Below are 26,066 nucleotides of genomic sequence, written 5' to 3'. Positions count from 1 at the left end.
TACGCCGCGGGGTCAGCCGCCCGACCGCGGCCCCGGGGTGAACCGGATCGGGTAGCGCACCGGGCCGGTGTTGCCCGAGACCGGCAGCCACTCGCCGGGTCCGTCGGCCCGGGCGTCCGGCATCCGGCGGGCCAGCAGGGGCAGCGCCACCGCCATGTCGGTGCGCGCAACGAAGTGCCCGAGGCAGTGGTGCACGCCCGAGCCGAAGCCGAGGTGCGGCGGCCGGACCGCGGTGATGTCGAACCCCGGGTCGGGCATCGCCGCGGGGTCGGTGCCGGCGGCGTGCGAGAGCACCTGCACGATCCCGCCGGCGGGGATGTGCAGCCCGTGCAGGTCGACGTCCTCGACGGCCTCGCGGGTGATCCAGGTGACGGTCGGGTTGACCCGCATGATCTCCTCCACCGCCTGCCCGCCGAGGTCGGGTCGCTCGCCGAGCAGCCGCCACTGGTCCGGGTGGGAGAGCAGTGTCTGGAGGGCCAGCCCGAGCTGGTTGCGGGTGGTCTCCATGCCGGCGAACGCGAGGAAGACCAGCGCCACCCCGAGCTCGTGTCGGGTCAGCGTGCCGTCGGTCTCCTGGGCCTGCAGGAGCGTGGTGACCAGGTCGTCGCGCGGGGTGGCCTGCCGGTCGGTGACGACGGCGTCGAGGTGCCGGTGCAGGCCGTCGAGCGCGGCCTCGATGCGGGGCAGGTCGGCGGCCACGCTGATGCCGAAGGACCTGCCGAGGTCGTCGGCCCAGTGCGCCACCTGCGGCCAGTCCTCCTCGGGCAGCCCGAGCAGCACGCAGATGATCCGCGAGGCGTACGGCTCGGCGAACTCGGAGACGAACTCCACCTCGCCACGCTCCACGAACCCGTCGATCAGCTCGTCGGCCAGCGCCTGGAAGCGGGGCCGCATCGCGGCGATCGCCTTGTTCCGGAAGGCCGGCATGAGCAGCCGCCGGATCCGGGCGTGGTCGTCGCCCTCGATGCTGAGCAGCACCTCGGCCCACCAGTCGGAGAACATCCCAGAGTGGATGCCGTTCTGCTCGGGCCACCGGGCGTTGCCCTGCCGGAACCGACGGTCCTTGAGGATCGCGTTGGCCTCGGCGTAGCGGAGCACCGCCCAGCCCCAGTTGGTCTCGACGTACCACTGCTGATCCCGCGCCGCGTGCACGACGTCCGAGGTGACGTCGAAGGCCGGGTCCGAGAGGTCGAAGTGCGGGGTGTGCGCCATGTCCGCATGCTGCCAGCGGTGGAGGCGCCCTCGTCAGCCCGTTCCGGCCGGCGGCCGTCTCGGATCCGAGATTCCTCCCCGGACCATCCGCACCTCGGGTGCCGCAAGCGGTTCGCAGACCTGACGGGACCCGTCCGCGACGAAGCCGTGGCTGGCGTAGAACCGCCGCGCCCGCAGGTTCGACTCGAGCACCCACAGGGAGCAGGGCCGGTCGGCGACGACGGCGGCGAGCAGCAGCGCCCCGAGGCCGGAGCCCCACCACCGGCGCCGCACGTAGAGCGCCCGCAGCTCCTCGGCGCTCGGGGCGTCCTCGTCCCGCGCCCGGCCAGCGACCCCGAAGCCGACGAGCTCGCCGCCCGCGACCGCGACCGTCCGGGGTGGGTCGGCCCCGACGGGACGGCGCCAGACGGCGACCCAGAGCTCCGCGTCCGCCAGGAGCGGCTCGAGCGTCGCGGCCGGTACCAGCGGGCCGTAGGCCTCACGCCAGCAATCGCGCTGCAGGGCGGCGCCGGCCTCGGCGTCGTCGACCGTGGCCGGTCGCAGCGTCACTCCGCTCAGGTCCGGCACCCGCCCATGCTCCCAGAGGCGGGCGGGCTCGACCCTCGCCGGATCCGGGCGCGCTGCCTAGGCTGAGGCCATGCGGATCACCAAGTTCGGTCACGCCTGCGTCCGGATCGAGTACGACGGCTCGGTGGTCGTGCTGGACCCCGGTGTCTTCACCGACCCCGAGGCGGTGGACGGAGCCGATGCCGTGCTGATCACCCACGAGCACCCCGACCACTACGACGACACCAGGCTCCGGGCCACGGACGCGGCGGTGTTCACGATCGGGGCGGTCGCGGCCAGGATCGGCGAGGACGCCCCGGACCTCGCCGAGCGGGTGACGGTGGTCTCGCCGGGCGAGCGGTTCGACGTGGGCGCCCTGGCGGTGCGGACCGTGGGCGAGCGGCACGCGGTCATCCACCCCGAGCTCCCACGCTTCGACAACAGCGGCTTCCTGCTCACGGCCGGCGGGGAGCGGGTCTTCCACCCGGGTGACGCGCTCACGCTGCCCGAGGAGGAGGTCGACGTGCTCTGCGTGCCCAGCAGCGCGCCGTGGCTCAAGGCCTCGGAGGCGGTCGACTTCGCCCGGGCGGTGCGGGCCCCGCGGAACCTCGCCATCCACGACCGGATCTACACCGAGGCCGCGCACGGGATCCTCGAGCAGCACATGAACGCCTTCCTGCCGGACGCGGGCCAGGAGTACCTCCGGCTCCCCGACGGCGCCGACCTGCCCTGAGTCCGGCGGTCAGCGCGGGCGGAGGGCGGTGAGGGCACGGGCGACCGGGCCGCCGAGCGCGCCGGTGGAGCCGGTGAGGGCGAGCCGCGTGCCGCGAGGCTCCGTGGTCACGTGGCCGGGCCGAGGGCGTCGCGCACCGGCACGAACTTCGCCTGGGCCTCGGCCAGCTCGGCCTCGGGGTCGGAGTCGCCCACGATCCCGCAGCCGGCGAAGAGCCGCACGGTGTCGCCGTCGACGGAGGCCGAGCGCAGCGCGATCCCCCACTCGCCGTCGCCGGAGGCGTCCATCCAGCCGACCGGGCCGGCGTAACGACCCCGGTCCATCCCCTCGATCTCGGCGATGAGGGCGGCGGCCTCGGCGGTCGGGGTCCCGCCGACCGCGGCGGAGGGATGCAGGGCCTCGGCCAGCTCCAGCGAGGAGACCTGGTCGGCGTCGTTGACCACACCGGCGACGTCGGTGGCCAGGTGCATGACGTTGGGCAGGTGCAGGACGAACGGCGCCTCGGGGACGTTCATCCCCGAGCAGTGCGGCTCGAGGGCCTCGGCGACCGAGCGCACGGCGTACTCGTGCTCCTCGAGGTCCTTGGAGGACCGGGCGAGGGCCGCGGCCAGCGCCAGGTCCCGCTCGTCCTCGCCGGTGCGCCGGATGGTGCCCGCCAGCACACGGGAGGTGACCAGTCCGCGCTCGCGGCGCAGCAGCATCTCGGGGGTGGCGCCGAAGAGCCCGTCGACGTGGAAGGTCCAGCACATCGGGTAGCTCGCGACCAACCGCTGCAGCGGCCAGCGCACGTCCACGTCGACGTCGGAGGTGGCGATCAGGTCGCGGGCCAGGACCACCTTCTCCAGGTCGCCGTCGTTGATGCGGCGCACGGCGTCGGCGACCGCCGACATCCACTCCTCGCCGTTCAACGCGCCGTCCGCGAAGCTCACCAGCGGGGCCGGCGGCGGCGTGGTCGGCGCCAGGTCGGGCGTCGGGGCGGAGACCGTGGTCAGCCAGGCGCGGTCCCCGCGGACGCCGATGACGTAGCGGGGGAGCAGGAGCACCGAGTCGCCCGGCTCGGCAGCGAACGCGAAGCTGCCGAAGCAGACCGGCCCGGAGCCCGGCTCCTGCACGGTGTCGTGGACCTCGCAGCGGGCGACCAGCTCGGACCACCACTTGCTGGCGTCGGAGAAGCGGGTGGACCCGGAGGTCCGGATCATCGCCGCCACGCCCCAGCCGACCAGGCCCTCGCCGCGCCGCAGCCAGGTGACCGGAGCGTCCGGGGGCAGCAGGTGCAGGAGCTCGCCGGCCGGGACCTCCAGCTCGGTGGTGCGGACGACGAACGGCTCGTCGTGGTGTGGGCTGGGGGTCACGAGGCCCGAGACTACCTGCGCGCCCGGTGCGGCCCGGATCCTGTGCACAGGATCGGCTGGGTGATGCTTCGTCCACAGTTTCGAATAGCGTCGCGCCGTTGTCGGTGGTGCGGTCCATCATGGAGTCATGGACCAGTCCTCGACGATCGTTGGGCCGCACCCGGTGACCCGGTGCGTCGCGGAGCTCGGTGCGGCGCTGGACCGAGTCGCGCAGTGCGAGCCGGGTGGCATGACGGTGGCGGAGAAGGCCGGGGCCCTGGTGGAGCTTGGCGCGGTCACCGCGCGCGTGGAGGCCCTCTTGATGCGGGTGCTGGCCGGCGCCGGTGACGTCGCCGAGCGCGACGCGGCCCCCAACGTCGCCTCGTGGCTGGCGGCCCGGACCCGGACCGACCACCGGGCCAACCACCGCGAGGAGGCACTGGCCCGGTCCCTCGACCGGGACTGGACCCGCGTCGGCGCCGCGCTGGCCGCCGGTGACGTCAACCGCGGGCAGGTCGAGGTCATCGTCCGCGCGCTCGACCGGCTCGCCGAGGGCGGGGAGGTGGACCCAGGGACACTCGGCCGGGCCGAGGCACACCTCGTCGAGCAGGCGGCGTTCTTCGGGCCCGCCGAGCTGCGACGGTTGGGCGACCGGGTGCTGGAGGTGGTCTGTCCCGAGGCGTGCGACGACGAGGAGCGTCGCCGCCTCCTGGCCGCCGAGCAGCGGGCCGCCGCGGCGACCCGGATGTCGATCCGGCGGCGCGGGGACGGATCCGCCGATGTGCACGCGCGGATCCCGGAGCTCCACGCCTCTCGCCTGGAGACCTACCTGCGGACCCTGACCGCACCCCGCCACGGCGCGATGGCCGGCAACGCCCACCGGGACCCGGCCACCGGGCGGAGGCTGCCCGCGGACCGGATCCTGGGTGAGGCGTTCTGCGCCTTCCTCGAGCGCACCGACCCCACCGGCCTGCCGGACCAGGCCGGTGCACCGACCCGGGTCGTGGTGACCATGGACCTGGCCGACCTGATCGCCGGCACCGGCGTCGCCACCCTCGGCGACGGCAGCCGGATCACCGCCGGCGAGGCGCGTCGGCTGGCCTGCACGGCCGGGATCCTGCCCGCCGTCCTGGGTGGACGGTCCGAGGTCCTCGACCTTGGTCGGTCCCAGCGGCTGTTCAGCCCGGCCCAACGGCTGGCGCTCGGGCTGCGGCACCCGCACTGCCGGACCGAGGGCTGCACGGTTCCCTCCGCCTGGTGCGAGGCGCACCACATGCGGCCGTGGTCGCGGGGCGGGCGGACCGACCTGGCCGACGGCGTCCTGCTCTGCTCGTGGCACCACCACCTGATGCACGACGAGCGGTACCGCGGCGAGCGGCTCGCCCAAGGCGACGTCCGGTTCCACCGCCGGACATAGACCCGCCCGCGGTGGTTGCCCTTCGAGACGGCGCTGGCGCGCCTCCTCAGGAACCGGAGCGAGGGTCGCGCCATCGGTGGTTGCCCTTCGAGACGGCGCTGGCGCGCCTCCTCAGGAACCGGAGCGAGCGTCGCGTCGTCGGTGGTTGCCCTTCGAGACGGCGCTGGCGCGCCTCCTCAGGAACCGGAGCGAGCGCCAGCGATCGTCTCGAAACCACGCGTGCGCGGGGGTGGTCTCGACGCGCTCGCTGCGCTCGCGGCTCGACCGACGGGGGTGCTCGCTGCGCGCTGTGGTTCCGGGGTTTCGGTGGTTGAGGAGCGAGCGCCAGCGAGCGTCTCGAAACCACGGGTGCGCGGGGTGGTCTCGACTCGCTCGCAGCGCTCGCGGCTCGACCGACGGGCGTGCTCGCTGCACGCTGTGGTTCCGGGGATTCCGGTGGTTGAGGAGCGAGCGCCAGCGAGCGTCTCGAAACCACGGGTGCGGGGTGGTCTCGACGCGCTCGCTGCGCTCGCGGCTCGACCGACGGGGGTGCCCGCTGCGCTCGCGGCTCGACCGACGAGGGCGCTCGCGGCTCGACCGACGGGGCGCTCGCGGCCGGGGTCAGCTGCGGTAGACGATCACCGTGTCGCCGAGGGAGACCTGGTCGAAGAGTGCGGCGATGCCGTTGTAGTCGCGGACGTTCACGCACCCGTGGGAGGCGCCGTTGTAGCCGTTCGCCGCGAAGTCGGGGGAGTAGTGCACCGCCTGCCCCCCGGAGAAGAACATCGCGAACGGCATGGAGGTGTCGTAGAGCGAGGAGACGTGGTCGCGGGACTTGCGCTGGACCGAGAACGCGCCCTCCCGGGTCGGCAGCTCGTCGGAGCCGAACCGGACCTCGAAGCTGCTCAGCACCTTCCCGTCGACCACCCAGCGCAGCGTGTTCGTGGACTTGTCGACGCACATGGCCCGGCCGGTGGCGCAGCGCGGGTCGAGCGCCCCCGGCTTCGGCACGACGTTGTACATCTCCTGACGGCTGGGCTCGCTGGTCATCGCCAGCAACCGATCCATCGTGCGCTGGTCGATGTCGCCGGTGACCGGGATCCGGCGCTTGGCCTGGAAGCCGCGGACGGACTCGACGGTCGCCGCGTCGTAGGTGCCGGTGACGTCGCCGAAGTACCACGCGATCTGCTTCAGCCGGGCCTGCACCGCCCGGATCCCCTCGCCGGAGGCACCGCGCTGGAACAGCGCCGGGCCCGGGCGCAGCACGTTGAACTTCTCGTCCCGGGTGGGCGGCCGGGTCATGGACGCCAGCCGCCGCCAGGTGCGCCGGTCGACGACCCCGGTGGCCCGGAACCCGCGCTTGGCTTGGAAGCCGGACACCGCGTCCTTGGTCGCCGGGTCGTAGCGGCCGGTGGTGGTCTCACCGAACCAGGCGATCTGGAACAGCCGGTGCTGCAGCTCGCGCACCTGCACGCCGCGGTCGCCGGGCTCGAGGACCGGCTCGGGCTCGGCCGGCTTCTCGGGCTTCTCGCGCGGCGACTCCGGGGAGGGCTCGGGGGTTGGCGTGGGGCGGCTGGACGGGTCCGCGGCACCGGGGGTCGGGGCCGGCGAGGGCGCTGCGGAGGAGGGGCGCTCGCCTCCCGCCTCGAGCCGGCGCACCGCCGAGCCGGCGCCGTACGCCGTCGCGGTGAGCAGGCTGCCGACCAGCAGCGTCATCAGGATGAAGCGCAGTGCGCGCATCGCGTGTACCTCCCGAGCCAGGGACGATCAGTGTCACAGAGAGGACGCCGCTCCCGGGGATTTGGTTGCCTCGCGCGCCAACTAGGGTGGCGTCGTGACCCGAGCGGAGCTGGACAAGGACCCCCACGACGTACGCCGGATGTTCGACGCGGTCGCCCGCCGCTACGACGTCACCAACGACGTCCTCTCGCTCGGACAGGACCGACGCTGGCGACGGGACGTGATCGAGGCCGTCGACCCGGCGCCCGGGGAGCGGGTCCTGGACCTGGCCGCGGGCACCGGCACCTCCAGCGAGCCGTTCGCCGAGCGCGGCGCGCTGGTCGTCCCCTGCGACTTCTCCCTGGGCATGCTCCGGGTGGGCAAGCAGGCCCGCCCGGCGCTCCCGTTCACGGCCGGCGACGGCACCCGGCTGCCGTTCGCCGACGACAGCTTCGACGCGGTGACGATCTCGTTCGGGCTGCGCAACATCGTCGACCCGGCCGCGGGGCTGCGCGAGATGCGCCGGGTGACCAGGCCCGGGGGCCGGCTGGTGGTCTGCGAGTTCAGCCACCCCACGAACGCCGCGTTCCGCACCGTCTACCTGGAGTACCTCATGAAGGCGCTCCCCGCGATCGCCCGGACCGTCTCCTCGAGCCCCGACGCCTACGTGTACCTCGCCGAGTCGATCCGCGCCTGGCCCGACCAGCACGGTCTGGCCCGGGTGCTGGCGGACGCCGGGTGGCGCGACGGCGAGTTCCGGAACCTGAGCGGCGGCATCGTCGCGCTGCACCGTGCGACCGCCTGACCGGTCGCACCGCGGAGCCCGGCGCCCGCGTCACCCGGCTGTTCAGCATGGGGGCGTGAGTCCTAGACTGTGGGCCACGCCACCATGTGAAGTCGTTCACAAACTCACATGAGGCCCGACCGCCCCCGCTCATGAAGGATCTCCCCATGACCGCCGCAGCGCCGACGCCCGAGGTGGAGCGTCCGGTCCCGGCTGCGGAGTGGCCCGATGGGGTCGCCGGTCAGGTCTCCGGTCAGGTCGCTGGGCACCGCGTCCCCGGCGACCGGCAGGCGCAGGTGATCGTCGTGGGCGCCGGCCCGGCCGGCGCGGCCACCGCCTACCACCTGGCCACCGCCGGGGTCGACGTGCTGCTGCTGGACAAGCAGTCGTTCCCGCGGGACAAGATCTGCGGCGACGGCCTGACCCCACGGGCCGTCAAGCAGCTCCTCGCCATGGGCGTCGACCTCGACCAGCCCGGCTGGCAGAAGAACAAGGGGCTGCGGATCCGCGGTGCCGGCCACCAGATCGAGCTGCCCTGGCCGGACCTCGCCAGCTACCCGCCGTACGGCATGGCCCGGGCCCGGATGGACCTCGACGAGGTGCTCGCCCGGCACGCGCAGAAGGCCGGCGCGCGACTGATGGAGCGGATCTCGGTCACGGGACCGGTGCTCGACGAGCGCACCGGCCGGGTGGTCGGCGTGACCGCTCGACCGGTGGACGACCGCGGTCGCCGCGACGGCGCCGACCTGGAGTTCTCGGCCCCGATCGTGATCGCCGCCGACGGGGTCAGCGCCCGGTTCGGGATGGCACTGGGCATCGAGCGCCGCGAGGACCGCCCGATGGCCGTGGCCTGTCGCGCCTACTACCGCACGCCCATGCACGACGACCCGTGGATGGAGTCCTGGCTGGAGCTGTGGGACGGCCCGGTCGGCGCCAGCAACCAGCTGCCCGGCTACGGCTGGATCTTCCCGCTCGGCGACGGCACCGCCAACGTCGGCCTCGGCATCCTCAACTCCTCGGCGGCCTTCCGCAACATCGACTACAAGGACTCGATGCGGCGCTGGCTGGCCAACACCCCCGAGGAGCTCGGCTTCCGCGACGAGAACCTGGTCGCCCCGATCCGCTCGGCGGCTCTGCCGATGGGCTTCAACCGCAAGCCCCACTACTCCCGAGGGGTGCTGCTCGTCGGCGACTCCGGAGGCATGGTCAACCCGTTCAACGGCGAGGGCATCGACTACGCCCTCGAGGCCGGGGCGATGGCGGCCGAGATCGTGGTCCAGGCGCTGGGCCGGCCGTCCGGGGCCGGCCGGGAGCGGGTGCTCGCCGAGTACCCCGCGGCCCTCGACGCGGCCTACGGCGGCTACTTCACCCTCGGCCGGGTCTTCGCGAAGATGATCGGCAACCCGACGTTCATGAAGCAGGCCACCAAGTACGGTCTCCCTCGGCGTGGTCTGATGCGGTTCACACTCAAGCTGATGGCCAACCTGACCGACCCCCATGACGGGGACGGGCACGACCGGATCATCAACGCGCTGGCCCGGGTGGCTCCGGATGCCTAGCCGACCGAACGACACGATCGACCCGCGGAGCAGGAGGAACTGATGGAGCTCTACACCCCGGTGCTGGTGCTGGGCCTGCTCGGCGCAGGATTCGCGGTCTTCTCGGTGGCGGTCAGCACCCTGACCGGACCGAAGCGCTACAACCGCGCCAAGCTCGACTCCTACGAGTGCGGCATCGAGCCGACGCCGCAGCCCGTGGGCGGCGGCCGGTTCCCGGTGAAGTACTACATCACCGCGATGATGTTCATCATCTTCGACATCGAGATCATCTTCCTGTACCCGTGGGCGGTGTACTTCGACTCCATGGCGATCTTCGGCCTGATCGAGATGGTGGTGTTCATCGCGACGGTGTTCATCGCCTACGCCTACGTCTGGAAGCGGGGAGGCCTGGAGTGGGACTGAGGGTTTCGAGACGGCCGAACGACGGAGGGATCGCCTGATGGGCATCGAGGAGAAGCTGCCGAGCGGCGTGCTGCTCACGACGGTCGAGGGCGTCGCGGGCTACATGCGCAAGGCGTCGTTCTGGCCGGCCACCTTCGGCCTGGCCTGCTGCGCCATCGAGATGATGACCTCGGGCGGCCCGAAGTACGACATGGCGCGCTTCGGCATGGAGGTCTTCCGGGCCAGCCCGCGCCAGGCCGACCTGATGATCGTGGCCGGCCGGGTGAGCCAGAAGATGGCGCCCGTGCTCCGCCAGATCTACGACCAGATGGCCGAGCCCAAGTGGGTGCTCGCCATGGGCGTGTGCGCCAGCAGCGGCGGCATGTTCAACAACTACGCGATCGTGCAGGGAGTGGACCACGTGGTGCCGGTGGACATGTACCTCCCCGGCTGCCCGCCGCGGCCGGAGATGCTCATCGACGCGATCCTCAAGCTGCACGACCAGGTCCAGACGACCAAGCTCGGTGCCAACCGCGCCGCGCAGATCACCGAGCTGGAGACCGAGGCGCTCAACGCGCTGCCGACCTCGGAGATGAAGGGTCAGCTCAGGTGAGTGAGGAGAAGGGACCCGACCAGCGGGCCACCGAGCAGTCGCCGGAGAACGTGCCGGTCCCCGAGGGCACGACCAGCGAGCGCGCGGTCGGCGTCCGCACCGGCATGTTCGGCGTCGCCGGCACCGGCGACACCTCGGGCTACGGAGGGCTGGTCAAGCCGACGGTCTTCCCGGGTGCCGCCCAGCGGCCGTACGGCGGCTGGTTCGACACCGTCGCCGACTCCCTGGACGCCCTCATCGAGCGGGTCGTGATCCACCGCGGCGAGATCACCTTCCACGTGCACCGCGACCACCTGCTCGAGGTGGCGCAGAAGCTGCGCGACGACGAGACGCTGCGCTTCGAGTTCTGCTCCGGCGTCAGCGGCGTGCACTACCCCGAGGACACCGGCCGGGAGCTGCACGCGGTCTACCACCTGACCTCGATGACCTGGAACCGCCGGATCCGGGTCGAGGTCAGCTGCCCGGACGCGGACCCGCACATCCCGTCGATCGTGAGCGTCTACCCGACCAACGACTGGCACGAGCGCGAGGCGTGGGACTTCTTCGGGATCATCTTCGACGGCCACCCCGGGCTCACCCGGATCCAGATGCCCGACGACTGGCCGGGCCACCCGCAGCGCAAGGACTACCCCTTGGGCGGCATTCCCGTGGAGTACAAGGGCGGCAGCATCCCGCCGCCGGACCAGCGGAGGTCGTACAACTGATGACCCAGACGAATCAGGGCGAGGACCTCTACGCCCAGGGCAGCGACACCAGCGACGGCCGGGTCTTCACCGTCACCGGGCAGGACTGGGACTCCGTCGTGCAGGGTGTCTCCGAGGCGGCCGACGACGGCGCCGAGCGGGTCGTGGTCAACATGGGCCCGCAGCACCCCTCCACCCACGGCGTGCTCCGCCTGATCCTGGAGCTCGAGGGCGAGACGGTCACCGAGGCCCGCTGCGGGATCGGCTACCTGCACACCGGCATCGAGAAGAACATGGAGTTCCGCACCTGGGTGCAGGGCGTCACGTTCTGCACCCGGATGGACTACCTCTCCCCCTTCTACAACGAGATGACCTACACCCTCGGGGTGGAGCGGCTCCTCGACATCGAGGACGACATCCCCGAGAAGGCCGAGGTCATGCGGGTGCTCCTCATGGAGCTGAACCGGCTGTCCTCGCACCTGGTCGCCATCGCCACCGGCGGCATGGAGATCGGCGCGCTGACCGTGATGACGATCGGCTTCCGGGAGCGCGAGCTCGTGCTCGACCTCTTCGAGCTGATCACCGGCCTGCGCATGAACCACGCGTTCATCCGCCCCGGCGGCGTCGCCCAGGACCTGCCTCCGGGCGCCCTGGACGAGATCCGCGACTTCGTGGCGCTGATGAAGAAGCGGCTCCCCGAGTACGCCGCCCTGTGCAACGCCAACCCGATCTTCAGGGCCCGTCTCGAGGGCGTCGGCCACCTCGACCTCTCGGGCTGCCTGGCGCTCGGCCTCACCGGTCCGCCGCTGCGGGCCACCGGCTACGCGTGGGACCTGCGCAAGGCGCAGCCCTACAGCGGCTACGAGGACTACGACTTCGACGTCATGACCTGGGACACCGCGGACTCCTACGGCCGGTTCCGGATCCGGCTCGCGGAGATGCACGAGTCGCTCAAGATCGTCGAGCAGTGCGCCGACCGGCTGGCCGGCCTCGAGGGCGCGCCGGTCATGGTCGCGGACAAGAAGATCGCCTGGCCCAGCCAGCTGGCCATCGGCTCCGACGGCATGGGCAACAGCCTGGACCACATCCGCCACATCATGGGCGAGTCGATGGAGGCGCTGATCCACCACTTCAAGCTGGTGACCGAGGGCTTCCGGGTGCCGCCCGGCCAGGCCTACGTGCCGGTGGAGTCGCCACGCGGCGAGCTCGGCGCGCACGTGGTCTCCGACGGCGGGACCCGGCCGTTCCGGGCCCACTTCCGCGACCCGTCGTTCACGAACCTGCAAGCGACCAGCGTGATGAGCGAGGGCGGCATGGTCGCCGACGTGATCGTGGCGATCGCCTCGATCGACCCGGTGATGGGAGGCGTGGACAGGTGAGCGTCACGAACTCAGGGCAGGGCGCGCGCAACGGGTCCGGCGGACCGTCCGGTGCGACCAGCGGGCTGGACGCCACCACGATGGCCGAGCTGCGCGAGATCGCGGCCCGCTACCCCGAGGCACGGTCCGGGCTGCTGCCGATGCTGCACCTGGTGCAGAGCGTCGAGGGCCGGGTCACCCCCGAGGGGATCGAGGCCTGCGCCGACATCCTCGGCATCTCCGCGGCGGAGGTGTCCGGCGTCGCCACCTTCTACACGATGTACAAGCGGCGCCCGGTCGGCGACTACCACGTGGGCGTGTGCACGAACACGCTGTGCGCGGTCATGGGCGGCGACGAGATCTTCGAGGCGCTCAAGGAGCACCTCGAGGTCGGCAACGACGAGACCACCCCCGACGACGGGTCCGGCCGGACGATCACGCTGGAGCACGTCGAGTGCAACGCCGCCTGCGACTACGCGCCGGTGATGACGGTCAACTGGGAGTTCATGGACAACCAGACCCCCGAGTCGGCCCGGCGTCTCGTCGACGACCTGCGGGCCGGCGCCGAGGTCCGCTCCACGCGCGGCCCCTCGATCTGCAGCTGGCGCCAGGCCGAGCGGGTGCTGGCCGGCTTCCCGGACGGCCTCGCCGACGAGGGCCCGGCGGCCGGCGGGCCGTCCCTGCTCGGGCTGGGCATCGCCCGGGAGAACGGCTGGACCGCGCCGGAGTCGGAGCAGGGCCCGGCCGCCGTGGGCGCGGCGCGCTCGCCGCAGGCGTCGGCGCCAGACTCGGCCCGGGAGTCGGCCCAACGGGGCACTCAGGGCTCGCACGAGGGTGAGCACACCGACGCCGAGGCGACGATCGACGCCTCGCCGGCCGACACCAAGCACGAGGATGACCCGAGCAAGCCGGAGGACGCCCAGTGAGTGCCACGCCGAGTCCTGTCCTGACCCCCGTCCTCAGCGACAACTGGGACGCCGAGCGGGCCTGGACCCTGGAGTCCTACGAGTCGCTCGGCGGGTACGCCGCCCTGCACAAGGCGCTGGGCATGGCCCAGGCCGACATCGTCGAGGCGGTCAAGGACTCCGGCCTGCGCGGCCGGGGCGGCGCCGGCTTCCCGACCGGGATGAAGTGGTCCTTCATCCCGCAGGACAACCCGAAGCCGAAGTACCTCGTCGTCAACGCCGACGAGTCCGAGCCGGGCACCTGCAAGGACGTCCCGCTGATGATGGCCAGCCCGCACACCCTCGTGGAGGGCGTGATCATCAGCTCCTACGCGATCCGGGCCAACCACGCCTTCATCTACGTCCGCGGCGAGGTGCTCCACGTCGTACGTCGCCTGCAGCAGGCGGTCGCGGAGGCCTACGCCGCCGGTCACCTGGGCAAGGACATCCACGGCTCCGGCTACGACCTCGACCTGGTCGTGCACGCCGGCGCAGGCGCCTACATCTGCGGCGAGGAGACCGCGCTCCTCGACTCGCTCGAGGGGCGTCGCGGCCAGCCCCGGCTGCGGCCGCCGTTCCCCGCCGTGGCCGGCCTCTACGCCAGCCCGACGGTGATCAACAACGTCGAGTCGATCGCCTCCGTGCCGGCCATCGTCGCCAACGGTGCCGAGTGGTTCTCCTCGATGGGCACCGAGAAGTCCAAGGGCTTCGTGCTCTACTCCCTCTCCGGCCACGTGAAGCGCCCCGGCCAGTTCGAGGCGCCGCTGGGCATCACGCTCCGCGAGCTGATCGACCTGGCCGGCGGCATGCGCGAGGGCCACGAGCTGAAGTTCTGGACCCCCGGCGGCTCGAGCACACCGCTGCTGACCGCCGAGCACCTCGACATGCCCCTCGACTACGAGGCCGTGGGGGAGGCCGGGTCGATGCTCGGCACCCGGGCGCTGCAGATCTTCGACGACACCACCTGCGTGGTGCGAGCGGTGCTGCGCTGGACCGAGTTCTACAAGCACGAGTCCTGCGGGAAGTGCACGCCGTGCCGCGAGGGCACCTGGTGGCTGGTGCAGACGCTTGCCCGGCTCGAGGCGGGGCAGGGCACCGAGGAGGACCTCGACGTGCTCCTCGACCAGTGCGAGAACATCCTCGGGCGCTCCTTCTGCGCCCTCGGTGACGGCGCGACCAGCCCGATCACCTCCTCCATCGAGTACTTCCGCGAGGAGTTCCTCGCCCACCTCAGCCACGGTGGCTGCCCGTTCGACCCGGCCGCCTCGACGGTCTTCGCCGCCCAGGGAGCGCACGCATGACCCAGGTCTCCACCAGCTCGGCCGGAGAGGTCGAGAAGAGCGACGCTGTCACGCTGACCATCGACGGTGTCTCCGTCAGCGTGCCCAAGGACACCCTGGTGATCCGGGCCGCCGAGCAGGTCGGGGTGCAGATCCCGCGGTTCTGCGACCACCCGCTGCTGGCCCCCGTGGGCGCCTGCCGGCAGTGCCTGGTCGAGGTCCCCGACGCCGGCAACGGACGCCCGATCCCCAAGCCGCAGGCCTCCTGCACGCTGCAGGTCGCCGAGGGCATGGTCGTCAACACCCAGGCCACCTCGCCGGTGGCCGACAAGGCCCAGCAGGGCGTGATGGAGTTCCTGCTGATCAACCACCCGCTGGACTGCCCGGTCTGCGACAAGGGCGGCGAGTGCCCGCTGCAGAACCAGGCGATGTCCAACGGCCGCGCCGAGTCCCGGTTCTCGGCGACGGGGGGCGTCAAGCGCACCTTCCCAAAGCCGATCAACATCTCCGCGCAGGTGCTGCTGGACCGCGAGCGGTGCGTGCTCTGCGCCCGCTGCACCCGCTTCTCCGAGCAGATCGCCGGTGACCCGTTCATCGCCCTGGTCGAGCGGGGTGCCCTGCAGCAGGTCGGCATCTACGAGAAGGAGCCGTTCGAGAGCTACTTCTCCGGCAACACCATCCAGATCTGCCCGGTCGGCGCGCTGACCAGTGCCGACTACCGGTTCCGGTCCCGTCCCTTCGACCTGGTCTCGACCCCGTCCGTGGCCGAGCACGACGCCTGCGGCTCGGCGATCCGGGTCGACCACCGGCGCGGCAAGGTCATGCGCCGCCTCTCCGGCAACGACCCCGAGGTCAACGAGGAGTGGATCACCGACAAGGACCGGTTCGCCTTCACCTACGCCCGCGCGGGCGACCGGATCCCGCACCCGCTGGTGCGCGACGCCGGCACCGGCGAGCTGCGTGCCGCGTCCTGGCCCGAGGCCTTCGCCGTCGCCGCCCGCGGCCTGGCCGCGGCCCGCACGGCCGGTGGCGTCGGCGTGCTCACCGGCGGCCGGCTCACGGCCGAGGACGCCTACGCCTACAGCAGCTTCGCGCGGATGGTGCTCGGCACCAACGACATCGACTTCCGGGCCCGGCCGCACTCGGCCGAGGAGGCCGACTTCCTGGCCGCCGAGGTCGTCGGTCGCGGCCTGGGCCACCCGCAGTCGGTGACCTACACCGACCTGGAGTCCGCCTCGCTCGTCGTGCTCGCCGGGCTGGAGCCCGAGGACGAGGCCGGCGCGGTCTTCCTGCGGCTGCGCAAGGCGTCGCGCACCGGGACCCGGGTGCTCGCGCTGGCGCCGTACGCCTCCCGTGGGCTGGCCAAGATGGACGGCCTCCTGCTCGCGACCACCCCCGGCACCGAGGCCGCGGCCCTGGACGGCCTGACCGAGCACTCCGAGCACGGGCTCGACAGCACCGGCGTGATCCTGGTCGGCGAGCGGCTCGCCACGGCGCCGGGGGCCCTGGCCGCCGCCGCCCGACTCTCCCGCACCACCGGCGCCCGGCTGGCCTGGGTGCCGCGCCGTGCCGGTGACCGGGGCGCGGTCGAGGTCGGCTGCCTGCCCAACCTGCTGCCCGGTGGCCGTCCGGTCGCGGACCCGGCCGCCCGGGTCGACGCCGCCGCCGCGTGGGGCGTCGACCACCTGCCCGAGGCACCGGGCCGGGACGGTACGGCGATCCTCGAGGCCCTCTCCGCCGGCGAGCTCGGCGGCCTCCTGGTCGGGGGCGTGTCGACCACCGACCTGGCCGACCCGGACGCGGCCCGTGCCGCGATCGAGGCGGCGGGCTTCGTGGTCAGCCTCGAGCAGCGCGAGACCGAGGTGACCAGGGCCGCCGACGTGGTGCTCCCGGTCGCCCCCGCCAGCGACAAGGCCGGCACCTACCTCACCTGGGAGGGTCGCCCGCGGCCCTTCGAGGCGGTGCTGAGCAACCCGGCCTCGCTGCCGGACCTGCGGGTGCTGGCCGGCATCGCCGAGGAGTCGGGGGTCTCGCTCGGCTTCCGCACGGTCGCCGAGGCGCGCCGCCAGATGGACCAGTTCGGTGCCTGGGACGGCGACCGGGCCCCGGCCGCGGAGCCCGCCAAGGTCAAGGAGCGCCGCCTGGCGAAGAACAAGTTCTGGCTGGCCACCTGGAAGCAGATGCTGGACCTCGGGACGATGCAGGACGGCGAGGAGGCCCTCCGGGCCACCGCCCGCCCGGCGATCGCCCGGGTGCCGTGGTCGGTCCACGAGGTGCTGGGCGGGGCCACCGAGGTGGTGCTCACCGGCGACCGGGGCTCGGTCACCCTGCCGGTCGAGCCGGCCGACCTGCCCGACGACACGGTCTGGGTGCCGGCCAACAGCCACGGCAACGGAGTGCTCGCGGATCTCGCCTCGCCCGGCTCCGCCGTCACCGTCAAGGGGGTACGAGCATGATCGCGACCACTGCCGCCGGTGGGCTCACCACGTGGGCCGTCGGCGTCGAGGGCCTGGAGGCCTTCGGCCGGGACCCGTGGTGGCTGATCGCCGTGAAGGCCGTCCTGATCTTCGTGGTCCTGGTGCTGCTCACGCTGTTCAACATCTGGTGGGAGCGCCGCGTCGTGGCTCGCATGCAGAACCGCATCGGCCCCAACGTGAACGGCCCCTTCGGCCTGCTGCAGTCGCTCGCCGACGGCGTCAAGCTGGCGCTGAAGGAGGACCTGATCCCCAAGGCCGCCGACAAGGTGGTCTTCCTGCTCGCGCCGGTGATGGCGGTGATCCCCGCCTTCATCACGTTCGCGGTGATCCCGTTCGGGCCCGAGGTGTCGGTGCCGTTCTCCGACCTGACCACCCCGCTGCAGCTGACCGACATGCCGGTCGCCGTGCTGTTCGTGATGGCGATCGCCTCGATCGGCATCTACGGGATCGTCCTCGGCGGCTGGTCGTCGGGGTCGACGTACTCGCTGCTGGGCGGGCTCCGCTCCAGTGCCCAGATGATCTCCTACGAGGTCGCGATGGGCCTGGCCCTGGTCGCGGTGTTCCTCTACGCCGGATCGATGTCGACCTCGGAGATCGTCGCCGCGCAGGAGGACGTCTGGTTCGGCTTCGTGCTGCTGCCGTCCTTCGTGATCTACATGGTCGCGATGGTCGGCGAGGTCAACCGGGCGCCGTTCGACCTCCCGGAGGCTGAAGGCGAGCTGGTCGGCGGCTTCCACACCGAGTACTCCTCGCTGAAGTTCGCGCTCTTCTTCCTCGCCGAGTACATCAACATGGCGACCGTCTCGGCGCTGGCGACCACGCTGTTCCTCGGCGGCTGGCGCGCCCCGTGGCCGATCTCCCAGATCTGGGAGGGCTCCAACGAGGGCTACTGGCCGCTGCTCTGGTTCTTCGGCAAGATGCTCGGCTTCATCTTCGTGTTCATCTGGCTGCGCGGGTCGCTGCCGCGACTGCGCTACGACCAGTTCATGGCGTTGGGCTGGAAGTGGCTGATCCCCGGCTCGCTGGTGTGGATCGTCTCGGTGGCCACGATCCGGGCGGTCAGCGTCAACGGCAACGTCGAGCGCAGCCAGCTGCTGGTCGGCATCGGCGTCCTGGCCGTGATCCTGCTGGTGCTGTTCCTGGTGCCGGAGAAGAAGGAGGCCGAGGAGGACCAGCCGGAGGCCGAGCCCCCGACGTACCCGGTGCCCCCGATGCCCGTCGACGGGGCCGTCCGCGGACCCGCCGCCCCGCTCACCTTCCGTGAGGAGAACTGATGGCCGACTCCAAGAGCCTCAAGGAACAGCTCTGGGACCCTGTCGCGGGGTTCGGGGTGACCTTCCGGACGATGTTCCGCAAGGTCGTCACCGAGCAGTACCCCTTCGACAAGCAGCCCACCGCCCCCCGGTTCCACGGCCGGCACCAGCTGAACCGGTGGCCGGACGGGCTGGAGAAGTGCATCGGCTGCGAGCTGTGCGCGTGGGCCTGCCCAGCGGACGCGATCTACGTCGAGGGCGCCTCCAACGTGGACGGCGAGGGCGAGGAGTCGGGACGGTTCTCCCCGGGTGAGCGCTACGGCCGCGTCTACCAGATCAACTACCTGCGCTGCATCCTGTGCGGCCTGTGCATCGAGGCCTGCCCGACCCGGGCGCTCACGATGACCAACGAGTACGAGCTGGCCGACGACAACCGCGCCGACCTGATCTACGAGAAGAGCGACCTGCTCGCGCCCCTGCTGCCCGGCATGGAGCAGCCGCCGCACCCGATGCTGCTCGGCGAGGACGAGGGCGACTACTACCGCGGCAACCTGCGGCCGGCCGGCAGCGAGGGGGAGGGCAAGTGATCGCGTTCTGGGTCCTCGCGCCCCTGATGGTGGCCGCCGCGCTCGGCATCCTGTTCGTCCGCAAGGCCGTCCACGCCGCCCTGCTGCTCGCGGTGGTGATGATCTCCCTCGCGGTGCTGTACGCCGCCCTGGACGCGCCGTTCCTGTTCGCGGTGCAGATCATCGTCTACACCGGCGCGATCCTCATGCTGTTCCTGTTCGTGCTGATGCTGGTCGGCGTGGACGCCTCGGACTCGGTCGTCGAGACGATCCGGGCCCAGCGGGTGCTGGCCACGATCGCAGGCCTGCTCTTCGGCGGCACCGTGATCGTCGGGCTGGCGCAGGTCTCGTTCGGGACGATGGTCGGCCTCGACCAGGCCCAGCCGGACGGCAACGTGCCGGCCCTGGCGGACCTGCTGTTCAGCAAGTACGTGTTCGCGTTCGAGACCACCTCGGCGCTGCTGATCACGGCCGCCATCGGTGCCATGGTGCTCGCGCACCGGGAGCGGATCACGCCGAAGGCGGGGCAGGCCGAGCTGGCCGCCGGCCGGATGCGCGACTACGCGGCCACCGGCAAGCACCCCGGCCCGCTGCCCGCCCCCGGGGTCTTCGCCCGCGCGAACGCCGTCGACACCCCGGCCCTGCTGCCGGACGGCACCGCGGAGCCGACCTCGGTCTCCCGGGTGCTGGCCGCGCGCGGCACGGTCCGCTCGGCGCCGGCGCTGGCCGACGACATCGAGACCGTGCAGGAGTCCCTGGGCGTCACGCCCGAGGAGGCGCCCGAGGTCTCCGGCAAGTCCGGTGCCGCGGCGACCCCGGAGGAGGACCAGTGAACACCGAGCCCTACATCGTCCTCTCCGCGATCCTGTTCACGATCGGCTGCATCGGCGTCCTCGTCCGTCGCAACGCGATCGTGGTCTTCATGTGCGTGGAGCTCATGCTCAACGCCTCCAACCTGGCCCTGGTCACCTTCGCGAAGGCCAACGGCAACCTCGAGGGCCAGGTCGCCGCGTTCTTCGTGATGGTCGTCGCGGCCGCCGAGGTCGTGGTGGGGCTGGCGATCATCATGACCATTTTCCGCACCCGACGTTCGGCCTCGGTCGACGACGCGAGCCTGCTGAAGTACTGAGGTGATGGAACAAGTGATGCCCGATGTCACGGCCCTCGCGGCCGAGGCCCTCGTCCCGGTGGTGGAGCCGTTCGCCGCCGACGGCGTGTTCGGCCTGCTCTGGCTGGTGATCGCGCTGCCGCTGGCCGGTGCCGTGGTCCTGCTCGCCGGCGGCCGCCGTACGGACCCGTGGGGGCACCTGCTCGGGACCGCCACCGCCGCCGGCTCGTTCCTGCTCAGCCTGGTGCTGTTCGTGGCCCTGCTCGGCCGGGGCGAGGAGGAGCGGCAGATCGGCCAGGAGCTGTTCACCTGGATCCAGGTCGGCGGCTTCGACGTCGGCATGGACCTGCTCTACGACCAGCTCTCGGCGCTGTTCCTGCTGCTGATCACGGGCGTCGGGTCGCTGATCCACGTGTACTCGATCGGCTACATGGCCCACGACCCGCGCCGGCGCCGGTTCTTCGGCTACCTCAACCTGTTCGTCGCCGCCATGCTGATGCTGGTGCTCGCCGCGGACTACCTCGGCGTCTTCCTCGGGTGGGAGGGCGTCGGCCTGGCGTCGTACCTGCTGATCGGCTTCTGGCAGTACAAGCCGTCCGCCGCGGCGGCGGCCAAGAAGGCGTTCGTGATCAACCGGGTCGGCGACATGGGCATGTCGCTGGCGGTGATGCTCATGTTCGTCACCTTCGGCACCACGGCCTTCGCCGGCGTGAGCGCCGCGGCCGGCGAGGCCGACTCGTTCACGCTGAACGCCATCGGCTTCCTGCTGCTGCTGGCCGCGTGCGGCAAGTCGGCGCAGGTGCCGCTGCAGGCCTGGCTGCTCGACGCGATGGAGGGCCCCACCCCGGTCTCCGCGCTCATCCACGCCGCGACGATGGTCACGGCCGGCGTCTACCTGGTGGTCCGCTCCAACTTCATCTTCGAGAACGCGCCCGTGGCCCAGACCGCCGTCGTGATCGTCGCCGTGGTCACGCTCCTGTGGGGTGCGGTGATCGGCTGCGCGAAGGACGACATCAAGAAGGTGCTCGCCGGCTCGACGATGAGCCAGATCGGCTACATGATGCTTGCCGCCGGGCTCGGGGTCGCGGGCTACGCCTTCGCGATCTTCCATCTGCTGACGCATGGCTTCTTCAAGGCCAACATGTTCCTCGGCGCCGGGTCGGTCATGCACGCCATGGACGACGACGTCGACATGCGCCACTACGGCATGCTCCAGAAGGCCGTCCCGGTCACGTTCCTGACGTTCGCGATGGGCTACCTCGCGATCATCGGGTTCCCGGGCTTCTCGGGCTTCTGGTCCAAGGACAAGATCATCGAAACCGCGTTCGCCGACAACCTCGTCGTCGGCCTGGCCGCGCTCGCCGGGGCCGGCATCACCGCGTTCTACATGACCCGGCTGATGCTGATGACGTTCTTCACCGACAAGCGCTGGGCCCCCGAGGTCCACCCGCACGAGTCGCCGCGGGTCATGACCGTCCCGCTCGTCGTGCTGGCCGCGCTGTCGGTCCTCGGCGGCTTCCTGCTGCTCGGCGACTGGATCGTGGAGTGGCTCTCGCCGGTGGTCGGCGCCGAGGAGCACCACGAGCTTGCGGTGCCGGCGATCGTGCTCACCGGGATCATCACCCTCGTGGTCGCCGCCGGTGTCGCGCTGGCGTGGTTCACCATCGGTCGCAGCGAGGTGCCGCGCACCGCGCCCGCCCAGGTCTCCCCGGTCACCCGGGCTGCCCGGGCCGACCTCTACGGTGACGCGATCAACGACACCCTCGTGGTCCGGCCGGGCTCGCGCCTGGTCTCCGGCCTGGTGGTCTTCGACCGCTCCGTCGTCGACGGTGCGGTCATGGGCCAGGCCGCGGCCACCGGAGGCCTCTCCGACCGGCTGCGCCGCGTCCAGAACGGCTTCGTCCGCTCCTATGCCCTGTCCCTCCTCGGCGGCGCCGCACTCGTGGTCCTCGCCCTGCTGGTGGTGAACCTCGTATGACCGACTTCCCCTGGCTGAGCGCCCTGGTCCTGCTGCCGATCCTCGGCGGTGCGGTCACGGCCGCCCTGCCCTCGCGGCCGGCCGCGGTGCTGCCCAAGCAGATCGCGCTCGGGACCTCGACGGCCACCGCGGTGCTCGCCGCGATCGTCGGGATCGGCTACCAGGCCGGCGGCGGCATGCAGTTCACCGAGACCTACGAGTGGATCGGCGCGTTCGGCGCCAGCTACGCCCTCGGCGTGGACGGCATCGGCCTGGTCCTGGTGCTGCTCACGGCGCTGCTGGTGCCGCTGGTGCTGCTCGCCTCGTGGCACGACGCCGACACCGGCAACACCTCGCTGTTCTTCTCGCTGGTGCTGCTGCTCGAGGGCCTCGCGCTCGCGGTGTTCATGGCCCAGGACGTGTTCCTGTTCTACGTGGTCTTCGAGGCCACGCTGATCCCGGCGTACTTCCTGGTCGGCCGCTTCGGCGGGGTCGGCCGGGCCCGGGCGGCCATGAAGTTCCTGCTCTACATGCTCGCCGGCGGCCTGATCATGCTCGCCTCGGTGGTCGGCCTGTACGCCGTCTCCGCCGACGCCGGCGCGCCGTCGTACCTCATCTCCGACCTGTCGCAGCTGGACTACTCCACGTGGACCGGGCGCTGGCTGTTCCTCGGGTTCTTCATCGCGTTCGCGATCAAGGCGCCGCTGTTCCCGGTGCACACGTGGCTGCCGGACACGACGGCCGCGGCCACGCCGGGCACCAGCGTGCTGCTGATCTGCGTGCTCGACAAGATCGGCACCTACGGCATGCTGCGGTTCTGCCTGGAGCTGTTCCCCGAGGCCTCGCAGTGGGCGACGCCGGTCGTGGTGACGCTGGCGCTGATCAGCATCGTCTACGGCGCGCTGATGGCCATCGGCCAGGACGACATGCTGCGGCTGATCGGCCTGACCTCGCTGTCGCACTTCGGGTTCATCGTGCTGGGCATCTTCGTGCTCAACAGCCAGGGCATGTCCGGCTCGACGCTCTACATGTTCAACCACGGTCTGGCCACGGCCGCGCTGTTCCTGGTCGCGGGCTACCTGATCCGGCGGCGCGGCTCGTCGCTGATCAGCGAGCAGGGCGGCGTGGAGAAGGCGGCGCCGGTGCTGGCCGGGATGTTCCTGATCGCCGGCCTGGCCACGCTCGGGCTGCCCGGGCTCTCGCCGTTCGTCTCCGAGTTCCTGGTGCTGGTGGGCGGCTTCGACTACCACTGGCTGGTCGGCGCGGTGGCGGTCACCGGCATCGTGCTCGCCGCGATCTACGTGCTGCTGATGTACCAGCGGACGATGACCGGACCGACCTCGCCGGAGATCGCGACGATGCCCGACCTGAACCGACGCGAGATCGGCGCGCTGGCGCCGCTGGTGCTGGTCATGGTGCTGCTCGGCTTCTACCCCCAGCCGATGCTCGACGTCATCAACCCGACGATCGAGTCGACGATGACCTCGGTCGGGGTGACCGACGACGAGCCCGACGTCCCGGCCGATGCGGCCGGCGACACCGAGGAGGAGGCCAAGTGAGCGAGTTCTCCAAGCCGGTCATCGAGTACGGCCAGCTGTGGCCGCTGCTGGTGATCTTCGGCGTCGCCTGCGCCGGCGTGCTCGTGGAGGCGTTCGCCCCCCGCGCGCTGCGGGCCCGGACCCAGACCTGGCTGTCCCTCGCCGGCCTCACCGCGGCCTTCGTGGGCGTGGTCGTCATCGGCACCGGCCTCTCGGACAACGACGGCTGGCGCGGCGGCATCGTCATGGAGGGCGCCCTCGCCGTGGACGGGCCGACGGTCTTCCTCTGGGGGCTCCTGCTGCTGATCTCCGCCGCCGGGGTGCTGCTGTTCGCGGAGCGGAAGCTGGAGGCCGGCGTCTCGGCGTTCGCCGGCCAGGCCGCCGCCCTGCCGGGCACCGAGGCCGAGCGTGAGGCGTCCACGCAGGGCCTGGACCACACCGAGGTCTTCCCGCTGATGATGTTCGCGGTCGCGGGGATGATGATGTTCACCTCGGCCAACGACCTGCTGACGATGTTCGTCGGCCTCGAGGTGCTCTCGCTGCCGCTCTACCTGCTCTCCGGCCTGGCCCGTCGTCGCCGGCTGCTGAGCCAGGAGGCGGCGCTGAAGTACTTCCTCCTGGGGGCGTTCTCGTCAGGCTTCTTCATCTACGGGATCGCGCTCGTCTACGGCTACTCCGGCTCGATGAACTTCGCCGGGATCAACGAGGCGATCGCCAACAGCACCGGCAACCGCGGCCTGCTGCTGGCCGGCATGGGGCTGCTCGCGGTCGGCATGCTGTTCAAGGTCGGCGCGGCGCCGTTCCAGGCGTGGACCCCGGACGTCTACCAGGGCGCGCCCACCGCGGTGACCGCGTTCATGTCGGCGGCCACCAAGGTGGCGGCGTTCGGCGCGCTGATGCGGCTGTTCTACGTCGCGTTCGGCTCCGAGCGGTGGAGCTGGGTGCCGTTGCTGTGGGTGGTCGCGATCCTGACCATGCTGGTCGGCTCGGTGCTGGCGATCGCGCAGTCCGACGTCAAGCGGATGCTGGCCTACTCGGCGATCGCGCACACCGGCTTCCTGCTCACCGGCGTCCTGGGGGCCCGCTCCTCGGGCGTGCTCGGCGAGGGGGCGATCACCTCGACCCAGGCGGTGCTCTTCTACCTGGTGACCTACGCCTTCACGACGCTGGGCGCGTTCGCCGTGGTCTCGCTGGTCCGGGACGGCAGTGGCGAGTCGACCCACCTCTCCCGGTGGGCGGGGCTGGGCAAGGTGTCGCCGGTCGTGGCCGGCGTCTTCGCCCTGTTCCTGCTGAGCATGGCGGGGATCCCGCTCACCGCCGGCTTCACCGGCAAGTGGGCGGTCTTCGCCTCGGCGATGTCGGCGGGGGCCTGGCCGGTGGTGCTGGTCGCCGTACTGAGCAGTGCGATCGCGGCGTTCTTCTACCTGCGGGTGATCGTGCTCATGTACTTCTCCGACCCGGTCGGGCCCGGCCCGTCCGTGACCCTGCCCAGCGCCCTGACCACCTCCGCGATCGCGCTCGGCGTGGCCGCGACCGTGGTCCTGGGCATCGTGCCCGGCCCGGTGCTCGACCTGGCCGGCGCGATGGGAGCGTTCGTCCGGTGACCAGCTCACCGACCGGGGGTCCCGGCCCGGCGCTGGCGCTGCCGGTCCTCGACGAGCGACTGGCCGCCCGGCTGCGCTCCCGCTTGGCCGAGGTCGAGGTGGCGCTGGACGGGCACGTCCGCAGCGAGGCCGACTTCGTGACCACCGCCGCCCGGCACCTGATGGCCGCCGGCGGCAAGCGGTTCCGGCCGCTGCTGGTCCTGCTCGCGGCCGAGGCCGGCCCGCACCCGGGCTCCGACGAGGTGGTCACCGCGGCCTGCATCGTGGAGCTGACCCACCTGGCCTCGCTGTACCACGACGACGTCATGGACGAGGCCGACCTGCGCCGCGGCGCCGACTCCGCCAACGCCCGGTGGGACAACCACGTGGCGATCCTCACCGGTGACTTCCTGTTCTCCAAGAGCTCGGAGCTGACCGCCGACCTGGGTGCCGACGCGGTCCGGATCCAGGCAAGGACGTTCACCCGGCTGGTCGAGGGACAGATCCTCGAGACCGTCCCGCCGCCCGAGGACGCCGACCCGATCGAGCACCACCTGCGGGTGGTCGCCGGCAAGACCGGCTCGCTGATCGCCACCTCCGCGCTGTACGGCGCCCGGTTCTCGGGGGCGCCCCGCGAGGTCGAGGAGGCGCTCGCGGCGTACGGCGAGATCGTCGGCTCGGCGTTCCAGCTCTCCGACGACATCCTCGACATCGCCTCCGAGAGCGTCGAGTCCGGGAAGACCCCCGGCACCGACCTCCGCGAGGGGGTGCCGACGCTGCCCGTGCTGCTGGCGCGGGGCACCGACGACCCCGCGGACGCCAGGCTGCACGAGCTGCTCGACGGCGACCTGACCGACGACGCCCGGCACGCCGAGGCGCTCGCGCTGCTCCGGGCGCACCCGGCGATGGACCGGGCCCGGTCCTACGTCGTGGCCCGGACGCACGAGGCGAAGGACCTGCTCAAGGTGCTCCCCGAGGGCCCGGTGCGCGAGGCGCTCGAGGCCTTCGCCGACGTGGTGGCCACCCGCACCGCCTGACCCCGACC

The 26,066-nt window shown here is 71.9% G+C and carries 23 protein-coding genes; 19 read left to right on the top strand and 4 right to left on the bottom strand.

The features are described from left to right. Window positions 1-12 precede the first annotated feature (12 nt). Both IE331_RS14370 and IE331_RS14365 read right to left on the bottom strand, forming a co-directional pair. Window positions 13-1,212: a cytochrome P450 gene (locus IE331_RS14370; RefSeq protein WP_192144152.1), complete on the bottom strand. Its 1,200-nt coding sequence runs from the start codon at window positions 1,210-1,212 to the stop codon at window positions 13-15. Window positions 1,213-1,245: 33 nt separating this feature from the next. Next, window positions 1,246-1,779 (bottom strand): GNAT family N-acetyltransferase, encoded by a 534-nt coding sequence (locus IE331_RS14365; protein WP_192144151.1) that lies wholly within the window; start codon window positions 1,777-1,779, stop codon window positions 1,246-1,248. 70 nt (window positions 1,780-1,849) lie between these two features. Here IE331_RS14365 and IE331_RS14360 point away from each other — a divergent pair, with 70 nt between their 5' ends. Then, a complete protein-coding gene (locus tag IE331_RS14360; protein WP_192144150.1) occupies window positions 1,850-2,491 on the top strand; it encodes an MBL fold metallo-hydrolase in 642 nt (213 codons plus the stop codon). Between the two features lie 107 nt (window positions 2,492-2,598). Here the strand turns inward: IE331_RS14360 and IE331_RS14355 are convergent, their stop codons facing one another. Beyond that, complete coding sequence (locus IE331_RS14355) at window positions 2,599-3,843, bottom strand: isochorismate synthase (protein WP_201931808.1); 1,245 nt, start codon at window positions 3,841-3,843, stop codon at window positions 2,599-2,601. 127 nt (window positions 3,844-3,970) lie between these two features. Here IE331_RS14355 and IE331_RS14350 point away from each other — a divergent pair, with 127 nt between their 5' ends. Beyond that, the gene (locus IE331_RS14350) at window positions 3,971-5,239 is read left to right on the top strand and encodes an HNH endonuclease signature motif containing protein (protein ID WP_192144149.1); all 1,269 of its coding nucleotides are present in this window, start codon (window positions 3,971-3,973) and stop codon (window positions 5,237-5,239) included. Window positions 5,240-5,839: 600 nt separating this feature from the next. Here IE331_RS14350 and IE331_RS14345 read toward each other — a convergent pair. Then, a complete protein-coding gene (locus tag IE331_RS14345) occupies window positions 5,840-6,958 on the bottom strand; it encodes a L,D-transpeptidase family protein (RefSeq protein ID WP_201931807.1) in 1,119 nt (372 codons plus the stop codon). 94 nt (window positions 6,959-7,052) lie between these two features. On the opposite strand from IE331_RS14345, the gene IE331_RS14340 reads away from it, so the two are divergent. The 17 genes from IE331_RS14340 (at window position 7,053) to IE331_RS14260 (ending at window position 26,058) form a co-directional block, all read left to right on the top strand. Then, window positions 7,053-7,742 carry a demethylmenaquinone methyltransferase gene (locus IE331_RS14340; protein WP_192144148.1) on the top strand — a complete coding sequence of 230 codons (690 nt, stop codon included), beginning with the start codon at window positions 7,053-7,055 and terminating at the stop codon, window positions 7,740-7,742. 146 nt (window positions 7,743-7,888) lie between these two features. Beyond that, on the top strand, window positions 7,889-9,280 hold the full coding sequence (locus tag IE331_RS14335; RefSeq protein WP_192144147.1) for a geranylgeranyl reductase family protein: 1,392 nt from the start codon (window positions 7,889-7,891) through the stop codon (window positions 9,278-9,280). A gap of 42 nt (window positions 9,281-9,322) precedes the next feature. After that, on the top strand, window positions 9,323-9,682 hold the full coding sequence (locus IE331_RS14330; protein ID WP_192144146.1) for an NADH-quinone oxidoreductase subunit A: 360 nt from the start codon (window positions 9,323-9,325) through the stop codon (window positions 9,680-9,682). Window positions 9,683-9,719: 37 nt separating this feature from the next. Continuing rightward, complete coding sequence (locus IE331_RS14325; protein ID WP_192144145.1) at window positions 9,720-10,274, top strand: NuoB/complex I 20 kDa subunit family protein; 555 nt, start codon at window positions 9,720-9,722, stop codon at window positions 10,272-10,274. Then, entirely contained in the window at window positions 10,271-10,978 is a 708-nt protein-coding gene (locus IE331_RS14320; protein WP_192144144.1) for an NADH-quinone oxidoreductase subunit C, read from the top strand. The genes IE331_RS14325 and IE331_RS14320 overlap by 4 nt, the downstream gene beginning before the upstream one ends. Further along, the gene (locus IE331_RS14315) at window positions 10,978-12,336 is read left to right on the top strand and encodes an NADH-quinone oxidoreductase subunit D (protein WP_192144143.1); all 1,359 of its coding nucleotides are present in this window, start codon (window positions 10,978-10,980) and stop codon (window positions 12,334-12,336) included. The genes IE331_RS14320 and IE331_RS14315 overlap by 1 nt, the downstream gene beginning before the upstream one ends. An 80-nt stretch (window positions 12,337-12,416) precedes the next feature. Further along, window positions 12,417-13,241 carry an NADH-quinone oxidoreductase subunit NuoE gene (gene nuoE, locus IE331_RS14310; RefSeq protein ID WP_192144305.1) on the top strand — a complete coding sequence of 275 codons (825 nt, stop codon included), beginning with the start codon at window positions 12,417-12,419 and terminating at the stop codon, window positions 13,239-13,241. Then, window positions 13,238-14,560 carry an NADH-quinone oxidoreductase subunit NuoF gene (gene nuoF / locus IE331_RS14305; RefSeq protein ID WP_192144142.1) on the top strand — a complete coding sequence of 441 codons (1,323 nt, stop codon included), beginning with the start codon at window positions 13,238-13,240 and terminating at the stop codon, window positions 14,558-14,560. Before nuoE ends, nuoF begins: the two co-directional genes overlap by 4 nt. Next, the gene (locus tag IE331_RS14300; protein WP_192144141.1) at window positions 14,557-16,995 is read left to right on the top strand and encodes an NADH-quinone oxidoreductase subunit G; all 2,439 of its coding nucleotides are present in this window, start codon (window positions 14,557-14,559) and stop codon (window positions 16,993-16,995) included. The genes nuoF and IE331_RS14300 overlap by 4 nt, the downstream gene beginning before the upstream one ends. Then, window positions 16,992-18,290: an NADH-quinone oxidoreductase subunit NuoH gene (gene nuoH / locus IE331_RS14295; protein ID WP_192144140.1), complete on the top strand. Its 1,299-nt coding sequence runs from the start codon at window positions 16,992-16,994 to the stop codon at window positions 18,288-18,290. The genes IE331_RS14300 and nuoH overlap by 4 nt, the downstream gene beginning before the upstream one ends. Then, a complete protein-coding gene (gene nuoI, locus IE331_RS14290) occupies window positions 18,290-18,856 on the top strand; it encodes an NADH-quinone oxidoreductase subunit NuoI (protein WP_192144139.1) in 567 nt (188 codons plus the stop codon). Before nuoH ends, nuoI begins: the two co-directional genes overlap by 1 nt. Then, window positions 18,853-19,668: an NADH-quinone oxidoreductase subunit J gene (locus IE331_RS14285; protein ID WP_192144138.1), complete on the top strand. Its 816-nt coding sequence runs from the start codon at window positions 18,853-18,855 to the stop codon at window positions 19,666-19,668. The genes nuoI and IE331_RS14285 overlap by 4 nt, the downstream gene beginning before the upstream one ends. After that, the gene (nuoK, locus tag IE331_RS14280) at window positions 19,665-19,964 is read left to right on the top strand and encodes an NADH-quinone oxidoreductase subunit NuoK (RefSeq protein ID WP_192144137.1); all 300 of its coding nucleotides are present in this window, start codon (window positions 19,665-19,667) and stop codon (window positions 19,962-19,964) included. Before IE331_RS14285 ends, nuoK begins: the two co-directional genes overlap by 4 nt. A 16-nt stretch (window positions 19,965-19,980) precedes the next feature. Continuing rightward, complete coding sequence (gene nuoL / locus IE331_RS14275; RefSeq protein ID WP_192144136.1) at window positions 19,981-21,921, top strand: NADH-quinone oxidoreductase subunit L; 1,941 nt, start codon at window positions 19,981-19,983, stop codon at window positions 21,919-21,921. After that, entirely contained in the window at window positions 21,918-23,459 is a 1,542-nt protein-coding gene (locus IE331_RS14270) for an NADH-quinone oxidoreductase subunit M (RefSeq protein WP_192144135.1), read from the top strand. The genes nuoL and IE331_RS14270 overlap by 4 nt, the downstream gene beginning before the upstream one ends. Next, window positions 23,456-25,042: an NADH-quinone oxidoreductase subunit NuoN gene (nuoN, locus tag IE331_RS14265; protein WP_192144134.1), complete on the top strand. Its 1,587-nt coding sequence runs from the start codon at window positions 23,456-23,458 to the stop codon at window positions 25,040-25,042. The genes IE331_RS14270 and nuoN overlap by 4 nt, the downstream gene beginning before the upstream one ends. Beyond that, a complete protein-coding gene (locus IE331_RS14260; protein ID WP_318646828.1) occupies window positions 25,039-26,058 on the top strand; it encodes a polyprenyl synthetase family protein in 1,020 nt (339 codons plus the stop codon). Before nuoN ends, IE331_RS14260 begins: the two co-directional genes overlap by 4 nt. Window positions 26,059-26,066: the final 8 nt, after the last annotated feature.

The sequence above is a fragment of the Nocardioides donggukensis genome (assembly GCF_014842875.1).
Classification (GTDB): domain Bacteria; phylum Actinomycetota; class Actinomycetes; order Propionibacteriales; family Nocardioidaceae; genus Nocardioides; species Nocardioides donggukensis.
This window is presented reverse-complemented; position numbering and strand designations above follow the sequence as displayed.

What these genes read in the sequence shown, in the direction of transcription:
- IE331_RS14370 (WP_192144152.1), bottom strand. Translation starts at nt 1,212, where the DNA reads ATGGCGCACACCCCGCACTTCGACCTCTCGGACCCGGCCTTCGACGTC.
- IE331_RS14360 (WP_192144150.1), top strand. Translation starts at nt 1,850, where the DNA reads ATGCGGATCACCAAGTTCGGTCACGCCTGCGTCCGGATCGAGTACGAC.
- IE331_RS14350 (WP_192144149.1), top strand. Translation starts at nt 3,971, where the DNA reads ATGGACCAGTCCTCGACGATCGTTGGGCCGCACCCGGTGACCCGGTGC.
- IE331_RS14345 (WP_201931807.1), bottom strand. Translation starts at nt 6,958, where the DNA reads ATGCGCGCACTGCGCTTCATCCTGATGACGCTGCTGGTCGGCAGCCTG.
- IE331_RS14335 (WP_192144147.1), top strand. Translation starts at nt 7,889, where the DNA reads ATGACCGCCGCAGCGCCGACGCCCGAGGTGGAGCGTCCGGTCCCGGCT.
- IE331_RS14330 (WP_192144146.1), top strand. Translation starts at nt 9,323, where the DNA reads ATGGAGCTCTACACCCCGGTGCTGGTGCTGGGCCTGCTCGGCGCAGGA.
- IE331_RS14325 (WP_192144145.1), top strand. Translation starts at nt 9,720, where the DNA reads ATGGGCATCGAGGAGAAGCTGCCGAGCGGCGTGCTGCTCACGACGGTC.
- IE331_RS14315 (WP_192144143.1), top strand. Translation starts at nt 10,978, where the DNA reads ATGACCCAGACGAATCAGGGCGAGGACCTCTACGCCCAGGGCAGCGAC.
- nuoE (WP_192144305.1), top strand. Translation starts at nt 12,417, where the DNA reads ATGGCCGAGCTGCGCGAGATCGCGGCCCGCTACCCCGAGGCACGGTCC.
- IE331_RS14300 (WP_192144141.1), top strand. Translation starts at nt 14,557, where the DNA reads ATGACCCAGGTCTCCACCAGCTCGGCCGGAGAGGTCGAGAAGAGCGAC.
- nuoH (WP_192144140.1), top strand. Translation starts at nt 16,992, where the DNA reads ATGATCGCGACCACTGCCGCCGGTGGGCTCACCACGTGGGCCGTCGGC.
- nuoI (WP_192144139.1), top strand. Translation starts at nt 18,290, where the DNA reads ATGGCCGACTCCAAGAGCCTCAAGGAACAGCTCTGGGACCCTGTCGCG.
- nuoL (WP_192144136.1), top strand. Translation starts at nt 19,981, where the DNA reads ATGCCCGATGTCACGGCCCTCGCGGCCGAGGCCCTCGTCCCGGTGGTG.
- IE331_RS14270 (WP_192144135.1), top strand. Translation starts at nt 21,918, where the DNA reads ATGACCGACTTCCCCTGGCTGAGCGCCCTGGTCCTGCTGCCGATCCTC.